This is a genomic window from Shewanella rhizosphaerae (assembly GCF_019457655.1).
GTDB lineage: Bacteria > Pseudomonadota > Gammaproteobacteria > Enterobacterales > Shewanellaceae > Shewanella > Shewanella loihica.
This window is the reverse complement of record NZ_CP080420.1, coordinates 736,375-751,347: the sequence shown is the minus strand read 5'-3', so window position 1 is coordinate 751,347 and position 14,973 is coordinate 736,375. Positions and strand designations below refer to the sequence as shown.

Annotated in this window: 13 protein-coding genes; 11 read left to right on the top strand and 2 right to left on the bottom strand. The window is 55.3% G+C overall.

What is annotated here, in order from left to right:
- The first annotated feature begins 65 nt into the window (after positions 1–65).
- On the top strand, positions 66–350 hold the full coding sequence (locus K0I63_RS03410) for a hypothetical protein (RefSeq protein WP_049766562.1): 285 nt from the start codon (positions 66–68) through the stop codon (positions 348–350).
- Between the two features lie 70 nt (positions 351–420).
- Here K0I63_RS03410 and K0I63_RS03405 read toward each other — a convergent pair whose 3' ends face one another.
- Entirely contained in the window at positions 421–1,257 is an 837-nt protein-coding gene (locus K0I63_RS03405) for a hypothetical protein (protein WP_220082531.1), read from the bottom strand.
- Positions 1,254–2,684 (bottom strand): bifunctional D-glycero-beta-D-manno-heptose-7-phosphate kinase/D-glycero-beta-D-manno-heptose 1-phosphate adenylyltransferase HldE, encoded by a 1,431-nt coding sequence (gene hldE / locus K0I63_RS03400; RefSeq protein WP_220082530.1) that lies wholly within the window; start codon positions 2,682–2,684, stop codon positions 1,254–1,256. The genes K0I63_RS03405 and hldE overlap by 4 nt, the downstream gene beginning before the upstream one ends.
- A gap of 105 nt (positions 2,685–2,789) precedes the next feature.
- Between hldE and K0I63_RS03395 the strand changes: the two genes are divergently transcribed.
- The 10 genes from K0I63_RS03395 (at position 2,790) to K0I63_RS03350 (ending at position 14,972) form a co-directional block, all read left to right on the top strand.
- Positions 2,790–3,716, top strand: a complete 927-nt coding sequence (locus K0I63_RS03395) for an LpxL/LpxP family Kdo(2)-lipid IV(A) lauroyl/palmitoleoyl acyltransferase (protein WP_220082529.1) — start codon at positions 2,790–2,792, stop codon at positions 3,714–3,716.
- A 292-nt stretch (positions 3,717–4,008) separates the two neighbouring features.
- The gene (locus K0I63_RS03390; protein ID WP_220082528.1) at positions 4,009–6,300 is read left to right on the top strand and encodes a nitric-oxide reductase large subunit; all 2,292 of its coding nucleotides are present in this window, start codon (positions 4,009–4,011) and stop codon (positions 6,298–6,300) included.
- Positions 6,301–6,474: 174 nt separating this feature from the next.
- A complete protein-coding gene (gene norR / locus K0I63_RS03385) occupies positions 6,475–8,010 on the top strand; it encodes a nitric oxide reductase transcriptional regulator NorR (RefSeq protein WP_220082527.1) in 1,536 nt (511 codons plus the stop codon).
- A gap of 24 nt (positions 8,011–8,034) precedes the next feature.
- Positions 8,035–9,465, top strand: coding sequence for a M16 family metallopeptidase (locus K0I63_RS03380; protein WP_220082526.1), 1,431 nt, complete (start codon positions 8,035–8,037; stop codon positions 9,463–9,465).
- The gene (locus tag K0I63_RS03375) at positions 9,462–10,904 is read left to right on the top strand and encodes a M16 family metallopeptidase (RefSeq protein WP_220082525.1); all 1,443 of its coding nucleotides are present in this window, start codon (positions 9,462–9,464) and stop codon (positions 10,902–10,904) included. Before K0I63_RS03380 ends, K0I63_RS03375 begins: the two co-directional genes overlap by 4 nt.
- Before the next feature lie 361 nt (positions 10,905–11,265).
- Positions 11,266–11,886: a helix-turn-helix transcriptional regulator gene (locus K0I63_RS03370; RefSeq protein ID WP_220082524.1), complete on the top strand. Its 621-nt coding sequence runs from the start codon at positions 11,266–11,268 to the stop codon at positions 11,884–11,886.
- A 123-nt stretch (positions 11,887–12,009) separates the two neighbouring features.
- Positions 12,010–12,285 (top strand): Flp family type IVb pilin, encoded by a 276-nt coding sequence (locus K0I63_RS03365; protein WP_011864458.1) that lies wholly within the window; start codon positions 12,010–12,012, stop codon positions 12,283–12,285.
- Positions 12,286–12,370: 85 nt separating this feature from the next.
- A complete protein-coding gene (locus K0I63_RS03360) occupies positions 12,371–12,679 on the top strand; it encodes a Flp family type IVb pilin (RefSeq protein WP_220044236.1) in 309 nt (102 codons plus the stop codon).
- 32 nt (positions 12,680–12,711) lie between these two features.
- Positions 12,712–14,112 (top strand): hypothetical protein, encoded by a 1,401-nt coding sequence (locus K0I63_RS03355; RefSeq protein WP_258406756.1) that lies wholly within the window; start codon positions 12,712–12,714, stop codon positions 14,110–14,112.
- Positions 14,112–14,972: a hypothetical protein gene (locus K0I63_RS03350; protein ID WP_220082523.1), complete on the top strand. Its 861-nt coding sequence runs from the start codon at positions 14,112–14,114 to the stop codon at positions 14,970–14,972. Before K0I63_RS03355 ends, K0I63_RS03350 begins: the two co-directional genes overlap by 1 nt.
- Position 14,973 lies beyond the last annotated feature (1 nt).

Genomic DNA, 14,973 nt, shown 5'->3' with positions numbered 1-14,973 from the left:
GGATTAACATCTGATTATATAATCATCATGTAACAATGTTAGCGTTTCCTAAAGAGGCTTTGAAAATGCAAACTCAAGTGCTAAATAATGGACTGCTATCTTTCGAGGATAGGCGCGTTTCTCAGGCTCACGCTAACGAACATTGGGACAGGTTGACGACGGCGCAGCGATTCGCCTTCTACACCTTAGCGAAACTTGGTTATCAGCTGCTCTTTGTGAGGCAAACCCCAACGACGAGTACCGCTATCGCCAAACAGGAAGATCAACTCGCTACCATTGACGACGAAGGTGATATCGACTTTCATCCAGATGTCGTCCTGCGCGAACGCCGTCCACCTCGAAAGCAATAAGCAAAAAAAGGAGCCTCTGGCTCCTTTTTATTTTCTATCTGACTCACAAACGATTGCTAAAACCACGCGACTACTCCCCCTGCATCGCCTGCTCCGTCATCCAGTTCTCGGCGGCCTGCTCACCCATCAGCTGCCTCAGGGTCGGGCGGATAAACGCCCCCATCTCAGCTCTCCGCCAAAACATATACTGGGGTAACTTAGCCTGATTCGCGGCGCCGAACAGCCAGTGCAGCAGGCTGGCAAACTCATCGAGCGTCTCCTGATCATACTGGATCAGCTCTGGATAGATGGCGTCGATAAGCGAATCGAAATTTTCAAATGCCCCAAGCGCCTGCCAGCTGTACCTGTCCAGAAGCTGTGCGAGCATAGGGGTCGACCAGTGAGAGATGGCCGTCACGCTCTCAAACACCTCCAGGTTACGCCTGTGATACTGCTGCCAGGCCAGTGTCTCGGCCTGCCCTTCTCTGGCCAGGAACCAGAGCAGATAGAAGTCCGCCAACCACTCGTGTTGATAGGGGGTTAGCTTGTCGGCTTTTAGGTAGATGGAGTTCGAGCGGCTCACCGCCAGGTGCCCCAGCTCATGGGCCAACGTCATCTGATAGGCCTGTTCTATCGGCAGGGCATAGACCTGACCATTCCACAGCGCCGAATATGCCTTGGGGATTCGCTCATCATGCAGCAACACAAGACCGGTAATATCGGCATCGGTCAGCGGCCTGACCATGGCGCCGCGCCGAGCCATCTGGCTCAAAAGCGTCTGAGGATTGAGGGGTAATTGTGCCCTGGCATTACTCGGTAACTGCCCGAGGCACTCTTGAATGTGAGACGTTTGACACACCAGGGCCTGACCTTGAGGCATAGGCGCCCAGAACCAGGCGCTGGCGATCAATAACGTCTCTGGGATCACTGCTTGGCCATGATGTTTTCTATGATGGCCGTGGTAGAGACGCCATCTTCGAAGCCCAGCACCTCGACGCTGCCACCAGCCGCGATCACCTCTTTGCCACCGGCGATATCCTCGACACTATAGTCGCCGCCCTTCACCAGCTTATTGGGTAGCAGTCTGGAGATGATGCGCTGCGGCGTGTCTTCGCTAAATGGCACCACCCAGTCGACCGAGGCCAGCCCCGCCAGTACGGCCATACGGCGATCCAGCTTGTTAACCGGACGGCCATCGCCCTTGAGACGCTTCACCGAGTCGTCATCGTTAACCGCCACGATAAGCCTGTCACCCAGCGCCCTCGCCTGCTGCAGGTAACTCACATGACCGGCATGGAGAATGTCGAAACAGCCGTTGGTCATCACCACGCGCTCGCCCTTCAGCTTGGCCTGCTCCAGGGCGTAGGCCAGTTGATCTTCGCTGACCACCCCGTAGCCGCTCTCGCCATGACTCAGATTAAGCGCCGCAATCAGCTCGATACGACTCACGGTAGAGGTGCCCAGCTTGCCGACGACTATGCCCGCGGCCGTGTTGGCCAGGGCGCAGGCCACAGGCAGCTCACAACCTACCGCTAGCGAGGTGGCCAGGGCCGAGATCACAGTGTCACCGGCGCCGGTCACGTCATAGACCTCGTGGGCAACGGTCGGAATATGCAGCTCGGGGGCATCGGCGGTGATCAGCGTCATCCCCTTCTCGGAGCGCGTCACCAACAGGGCCTCGAAGTTGAACTCTTTGAGGAGCTCCTTGGCTTTAGCCACCAGATCCGCCTCGTCGGCAACCTTACCGACCACCTGTTCGAACTCGCTCATGTTAGGCGTCAGCAAGGTCGCGCCGCGATAACGGGAGAAGTCGCTACCCTTAGGATCCACTAGCACCTTGACCCCTTTGGCCTTGGCCTTGGCGATGAAAGCCTCGGGCTTATCGATTGCGCCCTTGGCGTAATCGGACAGCACAACCACGGCTACCTTATCCAGCTCTTTCTCGGCGCTCGCCAGCAGTGCCAGGCTCTGCTCGGCCGGATAGGCCTCCTCGAAATCGAGGCGAATCAGCTGCTGATTGCGCGACATCACCCGGAGCTTAGTGATGGTGGGAAGCTCGGCAACTGTGTGCCACTTAGGTACGACGCCAAGCGCCTCTATGCCCTGGGTCAGGGCCGCGGCGGTTTCATCCTCACCGACGATACCTGCCAGGCTCACCTGACCGCCAAGAGTGGCGATATTCAAGGCCACGTTGGCTGCCCCGCCGGGTCTGTCTTCGATTTGATTCACTCGTACCACGGGCACAGGCGCCTCGGGCGAAATGCGCCCCGTAGGACCGCTCCAGTATCTGTCTAACATCACATCACCGACGACCAGAACGTTTGCTTTTTCGAAAGCTGGCAGAGAAATCTTCATATGGCACTTATCTTTTTGCGAAAATTAATCCCTGATTATACCTAATTTTCCCAACAAATTGAGTTAGAATAAGCAGTAATTTTTGTAAACCCCATAGGGTCAACCGTGGTCGAAAACGCTCAATTCTCCGCTCAATTTTTCCATCCCAAGTATTGGCTCATCTGGTTAGGTGTCGGCTTTATGCGTCTGACCCAACTTCTGCCCCTGCGGGCTCAGATGAAATTGGGACAAAGCATAGGCCGCCTGGCCATGGCGATAGCCGGCAGTCGCGTCAATACCGCCAAGCGCAACATAGCACTCTGTTTCCCCGAGATGAGCCAGGCAGACCAGCAGCAACTCTTGACCCGCAACTTCGAAGAGACGGGCAAGGCGATCTTCGACATCGCCAACGCCTGGTGGTGGAGTGACGAGCGCATTCAGAGCCACATGACCATTAAAGGCCGCGAGCATGTTGAGCAGACCCTGGCTGCCGGACAGGGCGTGATCCTCTTCGCCGTACACTGTCTACCTCTGGAGATGGGCGCTCGCATCTTCGGCCAGTTTCAGCCGGGCATAGGCGTCTACCGCCCCCACAACAATCCGCTGATGGAATACCTTCAGGTTAAGGGACGTCTGCGCTCCAACAAGGGATTGGTGCCCAAGCGGGATCTCAGACAGATGGTGCGCAGCCTGCGCAATCCAGATGTGATCTGGTATACGGCGGATCAAGATTTCGGCCGTTCAAGCGCCGTCTTTATCCCCTTCTTCGCCGTGCCTGAGGCCGCGACTATCACGGGCGCCACCACCCTAGCCAAATTGGGCAAGGCCAAGGTGCTGCCTTTCATTGTGGTGCGCAATGAAGATGACAAGGGTTACACCATAGAGATACAAGCGCCGCTAAAAGACTTCCCCGGCGAAAACGAGCTGGAAGATGCCAAGCGGGGTAACCGCATCATAGAAGAGATCATCGAACGCAGCCCAGCCCAATACATGTGGCTGCATAGACGCTTCAAGACCCGTCCCAATAAGGATGACCCGTCGCTCTATCGCTAGCCCGACTGCCAAAGCGTTAGTCGCTCGGTAAAAGCCAGCCATTTAGGCTGGCTTTTTTATTTGCCGCACATCTCCCCATAACCCAACAAGTATCAAATCGACACAGACAAAATACACACTGTCTTTTTGACATTCTGTGTCATTTTTACACTTTGCCATAATTGTCATTATGACAATTTAATAAGACACCAATATATGTTTATTTTGAAATAATCAACAACTTACAAGTATGGCACGTTAGCTGCTATAGCAGGATACTCCACACCTACAATATATTGCGCTGAGAGGCTCTATGAATAAACAACGGCTAACGGCGATAGCACTCTTGATAGTACTTATCGCTTCCTTCTCTGTACTGCTGAGCATAGGCAGTCAGATCTATCGCGAAAAACCCCCTATCCCCACCGCCTTTACCGATGTGCAGGGTCAACCCCTGTTCACTCAAAACGATATAGAGCGCGGCCAACTGGTTTGGCGCTCTATGGGCGGACACCAGCTAGGCTCTATCTGGGGTCACGGCTCCTACGTCGCCCCAGACTGGACCGCCGACTGGCTACACCGTGAGGCGCAGGCCTGGTTAGATATCACCGCCAAGGCGCAGTTTGGCAGAAGCTTCAACGAGCTGGACTCGATTAAACAGGCCGGTCTTGAGCAGTCGCTGCGTGACGACCTACGTCGCAACACCCTGACTACCTCGGCCAATGGCGAGATTCGCATCAGCCTGTCTGATACCCGCATTCAGGCCATCGGCCAGGTATCAGACCACTACCTGTCTCTGTTCGGCGACGATCCTAAGCTCTCAACTCTGCGCGAACAGTATGCGATGAAGGAAGGCACAGTGCCTGACCTTGAGCGTCGCCAACAGCTCAACGCCTTCCTCTTCTGGGGCGCCTGGGCCGCCATCACAGAGCGTGAAGGACAAGAGTATACCTACACCAACAACTGGCCTTTCGATCCTCAGCTGGGTAACACCCCAACCTCAGACAACATCGTCTGGTCTATCCTGAGTATCGTCACCCTTATCGCCGGTATTGGCGCCCTGGTATGGCACCACGCCTCAGGCAAACATGAAGAGCTGCCTAAGCCAGCCGAGCAAGATCCTCTGTTCCTCAAGAAGCCTACCGCCTCACAGAAGGCCGTGGGTAAGTATTTCGTCACCGCGGTCGGCCTCTTCCTGCTGCAGATCCTCTTAGGGGGCGTGACGGCGCACTACGCGGTAGAAGGGCAAAACTTCTACGGCATCCCACTGGCAGAGATACTGCCCTACTCGGTCACCCGTACCTGGCATACCCAGCTAGCGGTATTCTGGATCGCCACCGCCTGGCTCGGCACAGGCCTCTACATCGCACCTGCGCTATCTGGATATGAGCCTAAGTTCCAACGTCTGGGCGTCAACGTCCTCTGGGTAGCCTTGGTTGTTGTGGTACTGGGCTCTATGGCCGGTGAATGGATCGGCGTACAGCAGTACTTCGACCTGGATACCAACTTCCTCTTCGGCCACCAAGGCTATGAATATATCGACCTCGGCCGTGTCTGGCAGGTACTGCTACTGGCAGGCCTGTTGATCTGGCTAACCCTGGTCACCGCCGCCATGCGCCCAGCCCTTAAGATTCAAGGCGAGATGCGCCCTGTGATCTGGGTACTGTACGCCTCTTGTGTCGCCATCGGCCTCTTCTACGGTGCCGGTCTCTTCATGGGCAAGCACACCAACCTGGCCATCGCCGAATACTGGCGCTGGTGGGTCGTTCACCTATGGGTTGAAGGCTTCTTCGAGACCTTTGCGACCTCGGTGATCGCCCTGATGCTGGTTCGTCTGGGACTCATCCGTGCCCGCAGTGCCAACGGCGCCGTACTATTCGCCACGGTTATCTTCCTCACCGGTGGTCTTATCGGTACCCTGCACCACCTCTACTTCACAGGTACACCAACGGGTGTGATCGCCTGGGGCGCCATCTTCTCGGCACTGGAAGTGGTTCCGCTAGCCCTCATCGGCTTCGAAGCCATCGAGAGCTACCGTATGCGTAATGCCAGCCCTTGGATGATTCGCTACAAGTGGGCCATCATGTTCTTCGTCGCAACAGCCTTCTGGAACTTAGTGGGTGCGGGCGTGCTGGGCTTCCTGATCAACCCACCTATCTCGCTCTACTTCATCCAGGGTCTGAACACCACTGCGACCCACGGCCACGCCGCCTTCATGGGTGTGTACGGCATGCTGGGTGTAGGCCTGATGCTCTTCTGTCTGCGCGGCCTCACAGGTCAGATCCAGTGGAGCGACAAGCTGCTTAAGGGTGCCTTCTGGAGCCTGAATATCGGTCTGGCGGCCATGGTCTTCATGTCACTGCTGCCTGTGGGCCTGACCCAGTTCTTCGCCGTCATCGAAAATGGCTACTGGTTCGCCCGCTCACCAGAGGTGATCCACAGCCCACTGGTTGAAACTCTGGTATGGATGCGTGTCCCTGGTGACGTCATCTTCGGTGCAGGCGGCCTGTTCCTCGGCGCCTTCCTGTTCGACATCATCAGAAAAGCCATTGGCGCCAAAGGCACTCAAGCCATTGCCGATGCGCCACTGTCGGCCAACGCATAACACCTGACATCACTCGACAAAGGGGTCATATCGACCCCTTTTTACCCTCAAAGCAAGTGTAAAAATGACAATAAACTTTACTGTTAAATTGACATATACTAATTCCTAGTACAGCCCCTGCCTGCCAATGAAGAAGGATGTCCCTTGGCACTGGCGCGATATTTCGGAGACCCCATGGCATTAAGTCAAACCCAATTAACGCGGATGGCGTTAGATATCACCTCGGGATTGTCCAATCATGACAGGTTCTCACGCCTGCTCGACACCATCAGGGAAAGCATGCAGTGCGACGCCGCCGCGCTGCTGGAGTTTAAGGGTCAGCAGTTTACCCCATTGGCCATCAATGGCCTGAGCCCAGATGTGCTTGGCCGCCGCTTCGTGCTCCACGAACACCCAAGGCTAGAGGCCATCGCCCGCGCCGGTGATGTGGTGCGCTTTCCCGCCGACAGCGATCTGCCCGATCCTTACGACGGCCTGATCCCCAATCAGGGGGACAACCTCACGGTACACGCCTGTATCGGCCTACCACTGCTGGCCGATGGCAGCCTGATAGGCGCCGTCACCATAGACGGCTTCGATCCGGATCAGTTTAAGTCTTTCACCAACGAGCAGCTGCGGGGGATCAGCGCCATCGCCTCGGCGTCGCTCAACAACGCCCTGCTGATCGATAAGCTGGAGAAGCAGGCGCTGCAGGCCCAATGGGACAAGGGCGAAAGCACCAGCCAGAGTAAGGAAGGCACCAAGGAGATCATCGGCCAGTCACAGGTGATGAACAATCTCAAGCAGGAGATCGCCGTGGTGGCGCCGACGGATCTCAACGTACTCATCATGGGCGAGACGGGCACAGGTAAGGAGTTGATCGCCCATGAGATCCACCAGGGCTCAATGCGCGCCAGCCAGCCGCTGGTCTACCTCAACTGCGCCGCCCTGCCCGAATCTGTGGCCGAGAGCGAGCTGTTCGGTCATGTCAAAGGGGCCTTTACCGGCGCCGTCAGCAACCGCAGCGGTAAGTTCGAGATGGCCGATAAGGGCTCGCTGTTTCTCGATGAGATAGGCGAGCTGCCGCTGACCCTACAGGCTAAACTGCTGAGGGTACTGCAATATGGCGATCTGCAAAGAGTCGGCGACGATCGCAGCCTCAAGGTGGACGTGAGGATCATCGCCGCCACCAACAAGAATTTGAAGAACGAGGTGCTGGCGGGACGTTTTCGCGCCGACCTCTATCACAGGCTCAGCGTCTTCCCGCTGATCGCGCCGCCACTGAGAGAGCGTGAGCAGGACATTACCCTCCTGAGCGGCTTCTTCGTCGAGCGCTGCCGCCAGCAACTTGGGCTACAGACCCTTAGGCTCAGCCCGACCAGTCTTGCCATGCTGGAGTGCTACCAATGGCCCGGCAACGTCAGGGAACTGGAGCACAGCATCTACCGAGCGGCCATTCTGGCGAGGGCCCAGTCGTCCGGCAGTAACGGCGTCATCAACCCCGAGCATTTCGAGTTCGCCAACCAGGCACCACGCGCCGTCCAGAGCAGCGGCAAAACCCTGGCGCCGCAATTTAGCGGCAGCCTCAAGCAGGCGACCGAAGCCTTTCAGGCCGACTACATACGCCAAACCCTGAGCCAGCACGATAATAACTGGGCCGCCACCGCCAGGGATCTCGAGGTCGATTCGGGTAATTTACACCGCCTGGCAAAACGGATAGGGTTAAAGTAAGTCAATTTCAAAAAATACAATAAGATGCCAAGCCCGACACGCTATTCCCTGCTCGCCTCCCTGCTCAGCCTCATAGGCGTGAGCGTGAGTGCCATGGCCAGCGAGCCCAGCCTGGAGACACTGGCCGCGCCCCTCTATCAGCTGGAGCAGCAACTTAGCCGGCACGAATTGGATAACGGCCTGAGCCTCTATCTGCTGCCACTGCCCAACAAGCAAAGCGTCGCCCTCTCCAGCCAGTTTGCGGTAGGCTCGCGCAACGAGCTCGAGGGTGAGTCGGGCTACGCCCACCTGTTCGAACATATGCTATTCAAGGGCAGCGAAAATGCCCCGGGTGACAGCTATGGCCAGACCATGAGCGCCAACAGCGGCTATTTCAACGCCAGCACCTTCTTCGATGCCACCAACTACTATGTCAACCTCCCCAGTCAGGCGTTAGAGCTGGCACTCTGGCTCGAATCCGACCGCTTCATCCGCCCCCAGCTCAGCGAAGAGACGGTGCGCAATCAACAGCGGACGGTACTCGAGGAGATGGCCACCACCATAGACAATCAGCCCTATATCCGCCCAGCCATGAACTTTCTGCTCAATCAGGTAAAAGGCAGCCCCTATGGCCATGCGGTGATCGGCTCAGTTGACGATGTGTCGGCGGCCACGCCCGCCAGCCTGAATCGGTTTCACCGTGACTTCTACCGTCCAGATGCCATGCAGCTGGCCATCGTCGGCGACTTGCCGCCGCAAGCTCTATCTTGGGTAGATAAGTACTTCGGCAGTTGGCAGAAACCCAAGCGTCCCCTGGCGCACTTCTCACCGCTAGCCGTCGAGCGACAGCCGGTGCGAGGCGAGATAGTCGATAGCCGCGGCCCTTGGCCCGGGCTGATGTTGGCCTGGCACACGGTCGGCGCCCTGCATCCGGATGCCGCCGCCATCACCCTGGTCGAAGACTATCTGCTGCAAAACCGCACCAGCATGCTGGAGCAGATGAACCTCAAGGCGCCCGACACCCTGCTGCATTACTCAGTCCCCCTCTCCATGGAGCATCTTGGCGTGATGAACCTGATCCTGGTGCCCAGAGCCAAGATCTCCCTAGACGCTCTCAGCCAGCGCATCTCTGGCATGGTGGATACTCTGGCAAGCCAGGGGATAACGACGCTCGAACTCGATCAACTCAAACGCCGTTGGCTACTCACCCAGCTGAGCAAGCTGGACAATGATGTCAGCCTGGCCAATCTGCTCAGCGCCAGCCAACGAAGGGATAGAGAACATCCCCTCACCGCCCCCTGGGAGCGCATTGCGGCGGTGACTCAAGAGGATATCAAACGGGTCACCCAGCAATATCTAAGCCCAGGGTATGTTCGCCTCGACCTGTTGCCGCCCTGGTATATTCGTTGGGGCAAGACGATATTAGAGTGGCTGCCCGACGGCCTGTCCGATTCACTGGAGGAGAAGGTGCTATGAGACCCATAAGTTTACTCCTCATCCTCATTGGCTGCCTCTGGAGTGGTGGCTGTCAGCAGACCCGGCTAAGCTTCACCCAGGTTGAAGCGCCTAAGGTGCCGAGTTTTACCGCGCCGACCAATGCGCCGACGCTGGCGAAAAAAGAGTTTACGCCTTTGGCGCCGCCTGAGGTTATCTCGCTGTCAGACGAGCTAAGCCTGCATCTACTCCCCGGCACGCCCTCCCGGTTGGTGGGCATACACCTGCTAGCCGTGAGCCCGGATGCCCCCTATGAAAATCTCGATATTATGCATACGGCGCTGCAGCAGCTTAGCGTCAAACTGGCCAACCAGCACGACCTGCCCTGTATCGAAGGACTGACCATACACCCCAGCATCCATGGTCTAAGGCTCAGCCTCAAATGCCCGGCATCAGAATTGGCGCAGGCGGTCGATGTCTTGGCCCAGAGCTGGTCGTCAGACGCCTACGGCAAGCTTGATCTGCCGAGACTCAAACGCCAGCTGGCCCTGGATAAACATATCAGAGCCTTTAATGGCAGCGAGATAGAAGAGGTCTGGGCCGACAAGATCCTCGGCAGCGCTCATCCCTACAATAAGGCCCTGAATAACAGGGAGCTACAGCAAAGCCTGGATAAGCCTCAGCTGCTGGCCCTACTCAAACAAACCAAGGCACAGAGCCAATGGCATCTGTTATTGGAGGGCGTCCCTCAGGTGGATGACAGCTTAAGGGAGCAACTTACCGCGAGCCTGAGCCAACTGGGTGCTCAGCAGAGGCAGGAAGAGCGCTTCGTCGATACCTTTAGTCCCTATGGCAAGCAGCTGTTTGTTATCGATGCGCCGGGCACGGTACAGACTCAGGTGCGGATCGGCTACCACCTGCCTATGGGACTAGATGACCAAGAGGATTCGGCGTTTGCCTGCGAAGCCCTCAGTCGCTGGCTCGGACGTAGCTTCTCTGGGCGCCTCTACTTCGATCTCAGGGAGCAACGAGGTCTTACCTATGGCATCTATGGCCGCTGCTTCAACAATCCTATGGCGCGAATCCTCAAATACTACGGCGCCACCCAACAGCAACATACTGGCGCCTTTATTCGTGGCATCTTAGATCACCTAAAACTAGCGGCAGAAGCCCCGCCTACAGAGGCCGAGCTCGCCGCGCTGAAGACCTCGCAGTTTAGCCAGATCGCCCTGCGCCAAGACGATCCTGGCCATCGCATAGAAGATTACAGCCAGGCCATTGCACGCCAAGCAGGCAGCGACGCTATGGCAGCGCGACTCAAACGCTGGCAAACGTTAACCCCAGAGGTGCTGCAAGCCTTGGCACAAGCGCACTTTGGCCAAGAGCCTGTAATCGTCATCCGCGGCGATCTAGCACGTATCAGGCCGGATCTCGAAGAGAAGCTACCCGAGTGGCAGCTCAAGGTCACCTCGGTAGACTAATCTCATTTCAATAATTAGGTGCTAAAGAGAGGGCGCTAAAATGAGGCGACAAGCCGTCGCCTCTGTGCTGCTCATCTTCTACCAACATCTTCTCCCCACAACTTCATCCCCCATCAGCTGTCGTCTGATCCAAAGACACAGGACAAGCTATGCCTGATCACGAGTGCAGGGGGCCTGATGCCTGCCCGAAAGGATATAAGTCATAAGTTATCGCCTCTTGATATTAAATCCTTCTTATATAGAATATGAACAAATAAACGAGCGTTTAATAATTTAGTCATAATAAAGTCTTACGCTCGAAAAAATAAACAAACCCTATTAGTAACAAAGTAGTACATTATAAATCTCATAAGGACGTGAAATGTATAATGGTGAATTATTTACCCTAAGCCGGTCGCCGAAAAATATTCAGCTGTTAAAGAATATTTCTGGGCTACTCAATTTAAAGGTTAATGCCAGTATTACGCCGCTAGCGGCCTGGCACAACCCACAGAAAGCCCCCAAGATTCTGTTTCATTTCCTCAAAGACGTTCACGGCGAACTCGGTCAGATAGATCCTGAGCTTCTGTCGGCAGGCAAACATATCGCCATCTGCGAAAACCTCTCGATGGATGATGAGTTAACCCTAATAAAACATGGGTTTAGTGGTGCAACCAAGGCCTGCAGCCCGGCACACGCCATCATGCAGATGCTCGACAATGTGCTCGAGGGCAACCTGTTTTTTAGCCTGAGCGCCCTGTCGCACTATATTCAGACACAGCAAAAACCGGCTAAAGCCTCAGAGCAACATGCACTGTTTCAAGGGATCACCAAGAAAGAGAAAGAGGTGCTCTCTTTTATCTGTAAAGGCCTGAGCAACTTAGAAGCCGCAAATAAAATGAACGTTTCAATAAATACCATCAAGATGCATTTACAAAACATTTACAAAAAAACCGATTGTAAGAGCCGAGGACAACTCCTGGTTAAATATAATCAGTTATAGGTAGGAAAATAATAACAACGGGTAGGTTCAGCGAGGCAATATTATTCCTAGGGATAATTGAGAGACTAAGGTATGACGATAAAATAACCGAGTCTTAATTATATATTCTCAAGGAGAAAAGAGATGTTAAAGAAAAAGCAACGTGGTCAAGGTATGACCGAATATATCATCATTGTCGCACTGATTGCCGTATCAGCCATCGGGGTATACAGCTTCTTCGGTAAGACGATCCGTAACCAGGTTGCCGGTCTGTCTGCCGAAATGTCAGGTCAAAGCGCCGACGGTCAAATTGGTCAAGCACAAGGCGCTGCCACCGCAGCAAATGGTGTTGCCAACCAGGATTACAACCTAGGTACATACGACCAAGCTGCAAACAGCAGCGCTGGTGGTACTAACTAACCCTATAAGCGTTAAACCTGTTTTGGGGTCAAGACTAAGGCAAGTGCCAAGGCACTTGCCTTTCCATAAATCATAAAAGGAACTTATGGTGAAAAAGATACACATACAAGGTCAGGGCATGACCGAATATATCATCATAGTCGCCTTAATCGCCGTTTCGGCAATTGGCGTCTACAGCTTCTTCGGCAAGACGGTGCGCAACCAAGTCGCCGGCCTTTCCGCCGAGGTCTCAGGGCAGAGTGCTAACGGTCAAATTGGTCAAGCACAAGGCGCAGCCACCGCAGCAAATGGTGTTGCCAACCAGGATTACAACCTAGGTAACTATGACCAAGGGGCGAATAGTGCCAGTGGTGGTACTGGCTCAGGTAGTGGCTCAGGTAGCGGCGTAGATTAACCCCAGCCTTTTCGACTAGCCAAGAGACTCCTATGAAACCAAATACCATGCGCTCCAAACAGCGAGGGCAGGCCATGGCATTGTCTTTAATGCTGATGTCGCTCGCACTCATGTCTGTGCTCTACAGTTTTAATACAACCAAGGTCAATCTCAACGCAACCAAGCTGCAGAATACTGCCGACAACACGGCCTACAGCGTCGCGACCTTTGCCGCCCGAGATTTCAACTTCAAGGCCTATACCAACCGTGCATCTGTCGCGAATCAAGTCGCCATCGCCCAGATGGTCGGGCTCTCCTCCTGGTTCAACATGACAGACCAATTCGCGCAAAATGCCTGCACAACCCTCTGCTGGGTACCTTATCTTGGCCAGGTGCTTGCTGGTATCGAGAAGGCTGTCGGTACCATCAATCAGGTGGCGCAACCCGTATTTGAAGGCTTGATCTACGCCGAAGACGCCATTCTCTGGACCTTGAGCAGCTCACAACAGGTTATCCACTACGCTGGCATGGCCTCTAGCATCGAATCGGCCGGCAAGGTGGTCAAAGCCAATGATAGCGATGCCAGGCTGGATCTGGCGCAAAATCCACTACTGTTTGTCGATGTGAAAGATACCTGGATATCGTTCCAGAAGCGCCATAGCCGCAACCCCAATAGCAAAGAGACCCAGTTTAAAGATTTCATCGGTGTGACTCTGGCGTCACGCGATCCCTTCAGTAAAAACAGAACCTATAAACTTGGGGGGATCTGGTCGATGACCGTCTTCCCTATACGTTGGAAGACCCAGAAAACCGGTGGTAGCGATCTGATAGCCTACGACGATAGGCAGGCTGAATCCTGGACCTCTATGGATACCATCAGCTTCCACCTCTCCAAGTTTCGTTGTAGTTGGTCCGGTTGCCGTTGGCGCGGATACAGAGAGATCCCGCTCGGCTGGGGCTCGACCAGCTCGGATGATCGCGCCGATATTCCCCGCGAAGGTGATCGCCAAACCTGGGGCAGCAGTCGCCGCATCAACCGTACTGCATCCCGATACGCAGGTTACGCCCAGGAAACCCGTGGCGATTACAATGGTGTCCGCCCCTTCTTCGGTCTCTCAAGCAGCGCCAACAAGAAGAGTCAGACGGATAACATCGCCATTGTGGTCTCTAAAAAACGCAACAATGTCGGCACATCAAGCAGTGTGCAACTGGTGGGCGATGGCCTTAACCCGGCAAAAGACGAAGAGATGCTCGGCAATCGCATGACGGCCCTGGCGACAGCGCAGGCCTACTACTCACGCCCAAGAGATCTGATGCAAATCACCTCTTCCTGGGCTAGACGAGATGGCCGCCACGAATATGGCAACCTCTATAACCCTTTCTGGCAGACCCGTCTGACCGACTCCACCAACGGCGAGCGCAGCACAGTGCTGGCCTTAACGAGGATGCTCTAATGGCCAAGAAACAACAGGGCCAGGCGTTGGTCGAGAGTGTCGTAGGGCTCAGCTTTGTGATTGTCCCCCTGCTGATCATCTTCCCCTTACTGGCTAAGGTCTCTAGCGCCCAGCACAGGGCAGATCAGGCCGCGCACTATAACGCCTGGGAACGCACCGTTTGGAAAGAGAGTCGCCCCGACAGAATGCCAAGCCGTAGCGGCCTCTATGTGGCCATTCGCTCAGATGAAGAGCAGATGCAATACCTGCCCTGGCGCTTCTATCAGCAAGATGGCCGCAAGATAGCGACCCGACAAAAGGATCAATGGAGCTGGGACAACAACGTCCACCCGCTCCTCAAGTATCCCCTCAAGCGCGACGGCACAAATAGCCTGCTGTTAAAGAACCTGCAGGAGTCGGCCAAGGATGAACAGGAACTGGCCAGAATTAGCGGCAGTCAGCAAGGTTCTGGAACACCTGGGACCTATGGCGCAAGTGTCGAGCGAGCCGTCGGCATGCTCTCTTTTACCGGCTTTAAACTGCCCAGAGATCAGTTCTATCGCACCCAGGTCAAGACAGATCTGGAAAACCTCGAAATGAGTCCATTCGACCAACTAAACCTGAGCATCGAAGGTCAAAGCGCCCTGCTAGCCTCAGGCTGGAACGCCGCCGGCCCCTACCATGTGAAGAACCGGGTAAGACGATTGGTGCTGACCAACTATATGGACGTTGGCGTGATCCGCACCGCCCAGAACCTTATTGGCATTATCCCCTTCGGCAAGGAGATCAAGTCCAACTCGCTGAAGCTAGGTTTCGTCGAGCCCGATGTGCTGCCCGCCAACCGCCTATGTACCTATGGCACCAAGAACTGTGGAGGCTGAC

Excerpts from the sequence above, each read along its gene's own strand:
- K0I63_RS03375 (WP_220082525.1), top strand. The coding sequence starts at position 9,462 with ATGAGACCCATAAGTTTACTCCTCATCCTCATTGGCTGCCTCTGGAGT.
- K0I63_RS03410 (WP_049766562.1), top strand. The coding sequence starts at position 66 with ATGCAAACTCAAGTGCTAAATAATGGACTGCTATCTTTCGAGGATAGG.
- K0I63_RS03360 (WP_220044236.1), top strand. The coding sequence starts at position 12,371 with ATGGTGAAAAAGATACACATACAAGGTCAGGGCATGACCGAATATATC.
- hldE (WP_220082530.1), bottom strand. The coding sequence starts at position 2,684 with ATGAAGATTTCTCTGCCAGCTTTCGAAAAAGCAAACGTTCTGGTCGTC.
- K0I63_RS03380 (WP_220082526.1), top strand. The coding sequence starts at position 8,035 with ATGCCAAGCCCGACACGCTATTCCCTGCTCGCCTCCCTGCTCAGCCTC.
- K0I63_RS03355 (WP_258406756.1), top strand. The coding sequence starts at position 12,712 with ATGAAACCAAATACCATGCGCTCCAAACAGCGAGGGCAGGCCATGGCA.
- K0I63_RS03370 (WP_220082524.1), top strand. The coding sequence starts at position 11,266 with ATGTATAATGGTGAATTATTTACCCTAAGCCGGTCGCCGAAAAATATT.
- K0I63_RS03350 (WP_220082523.1), top strand. The coding sequence starts at position 14,112 with ATGGCCAAGAAACAACAGGGCCAGGCGTTGGTCGAGAGTGTCGTAGGG.
- K0I63_RS03390 (WP_220082528.1), top strand. The coding sequence starts at position 4,009 with ATGAATAAACAACGGCTAACGGCGATAGCACTCTTGATAGTACTTATC.
- K0I63_RS03365 (WP_011864458.1), top strand. The coding sequence starts at position 12,010 with ATGTTAAAGAAAAAGCAACGTGGTCAAGGTATGACCGAATATATCATC.
- norR (WP_220082527.1), top strand. The coding sequence starts at position 6,475 with ATGGCATTAAGTCAAACCCAATTAACGCGGATGGCGTTAGATATCACC.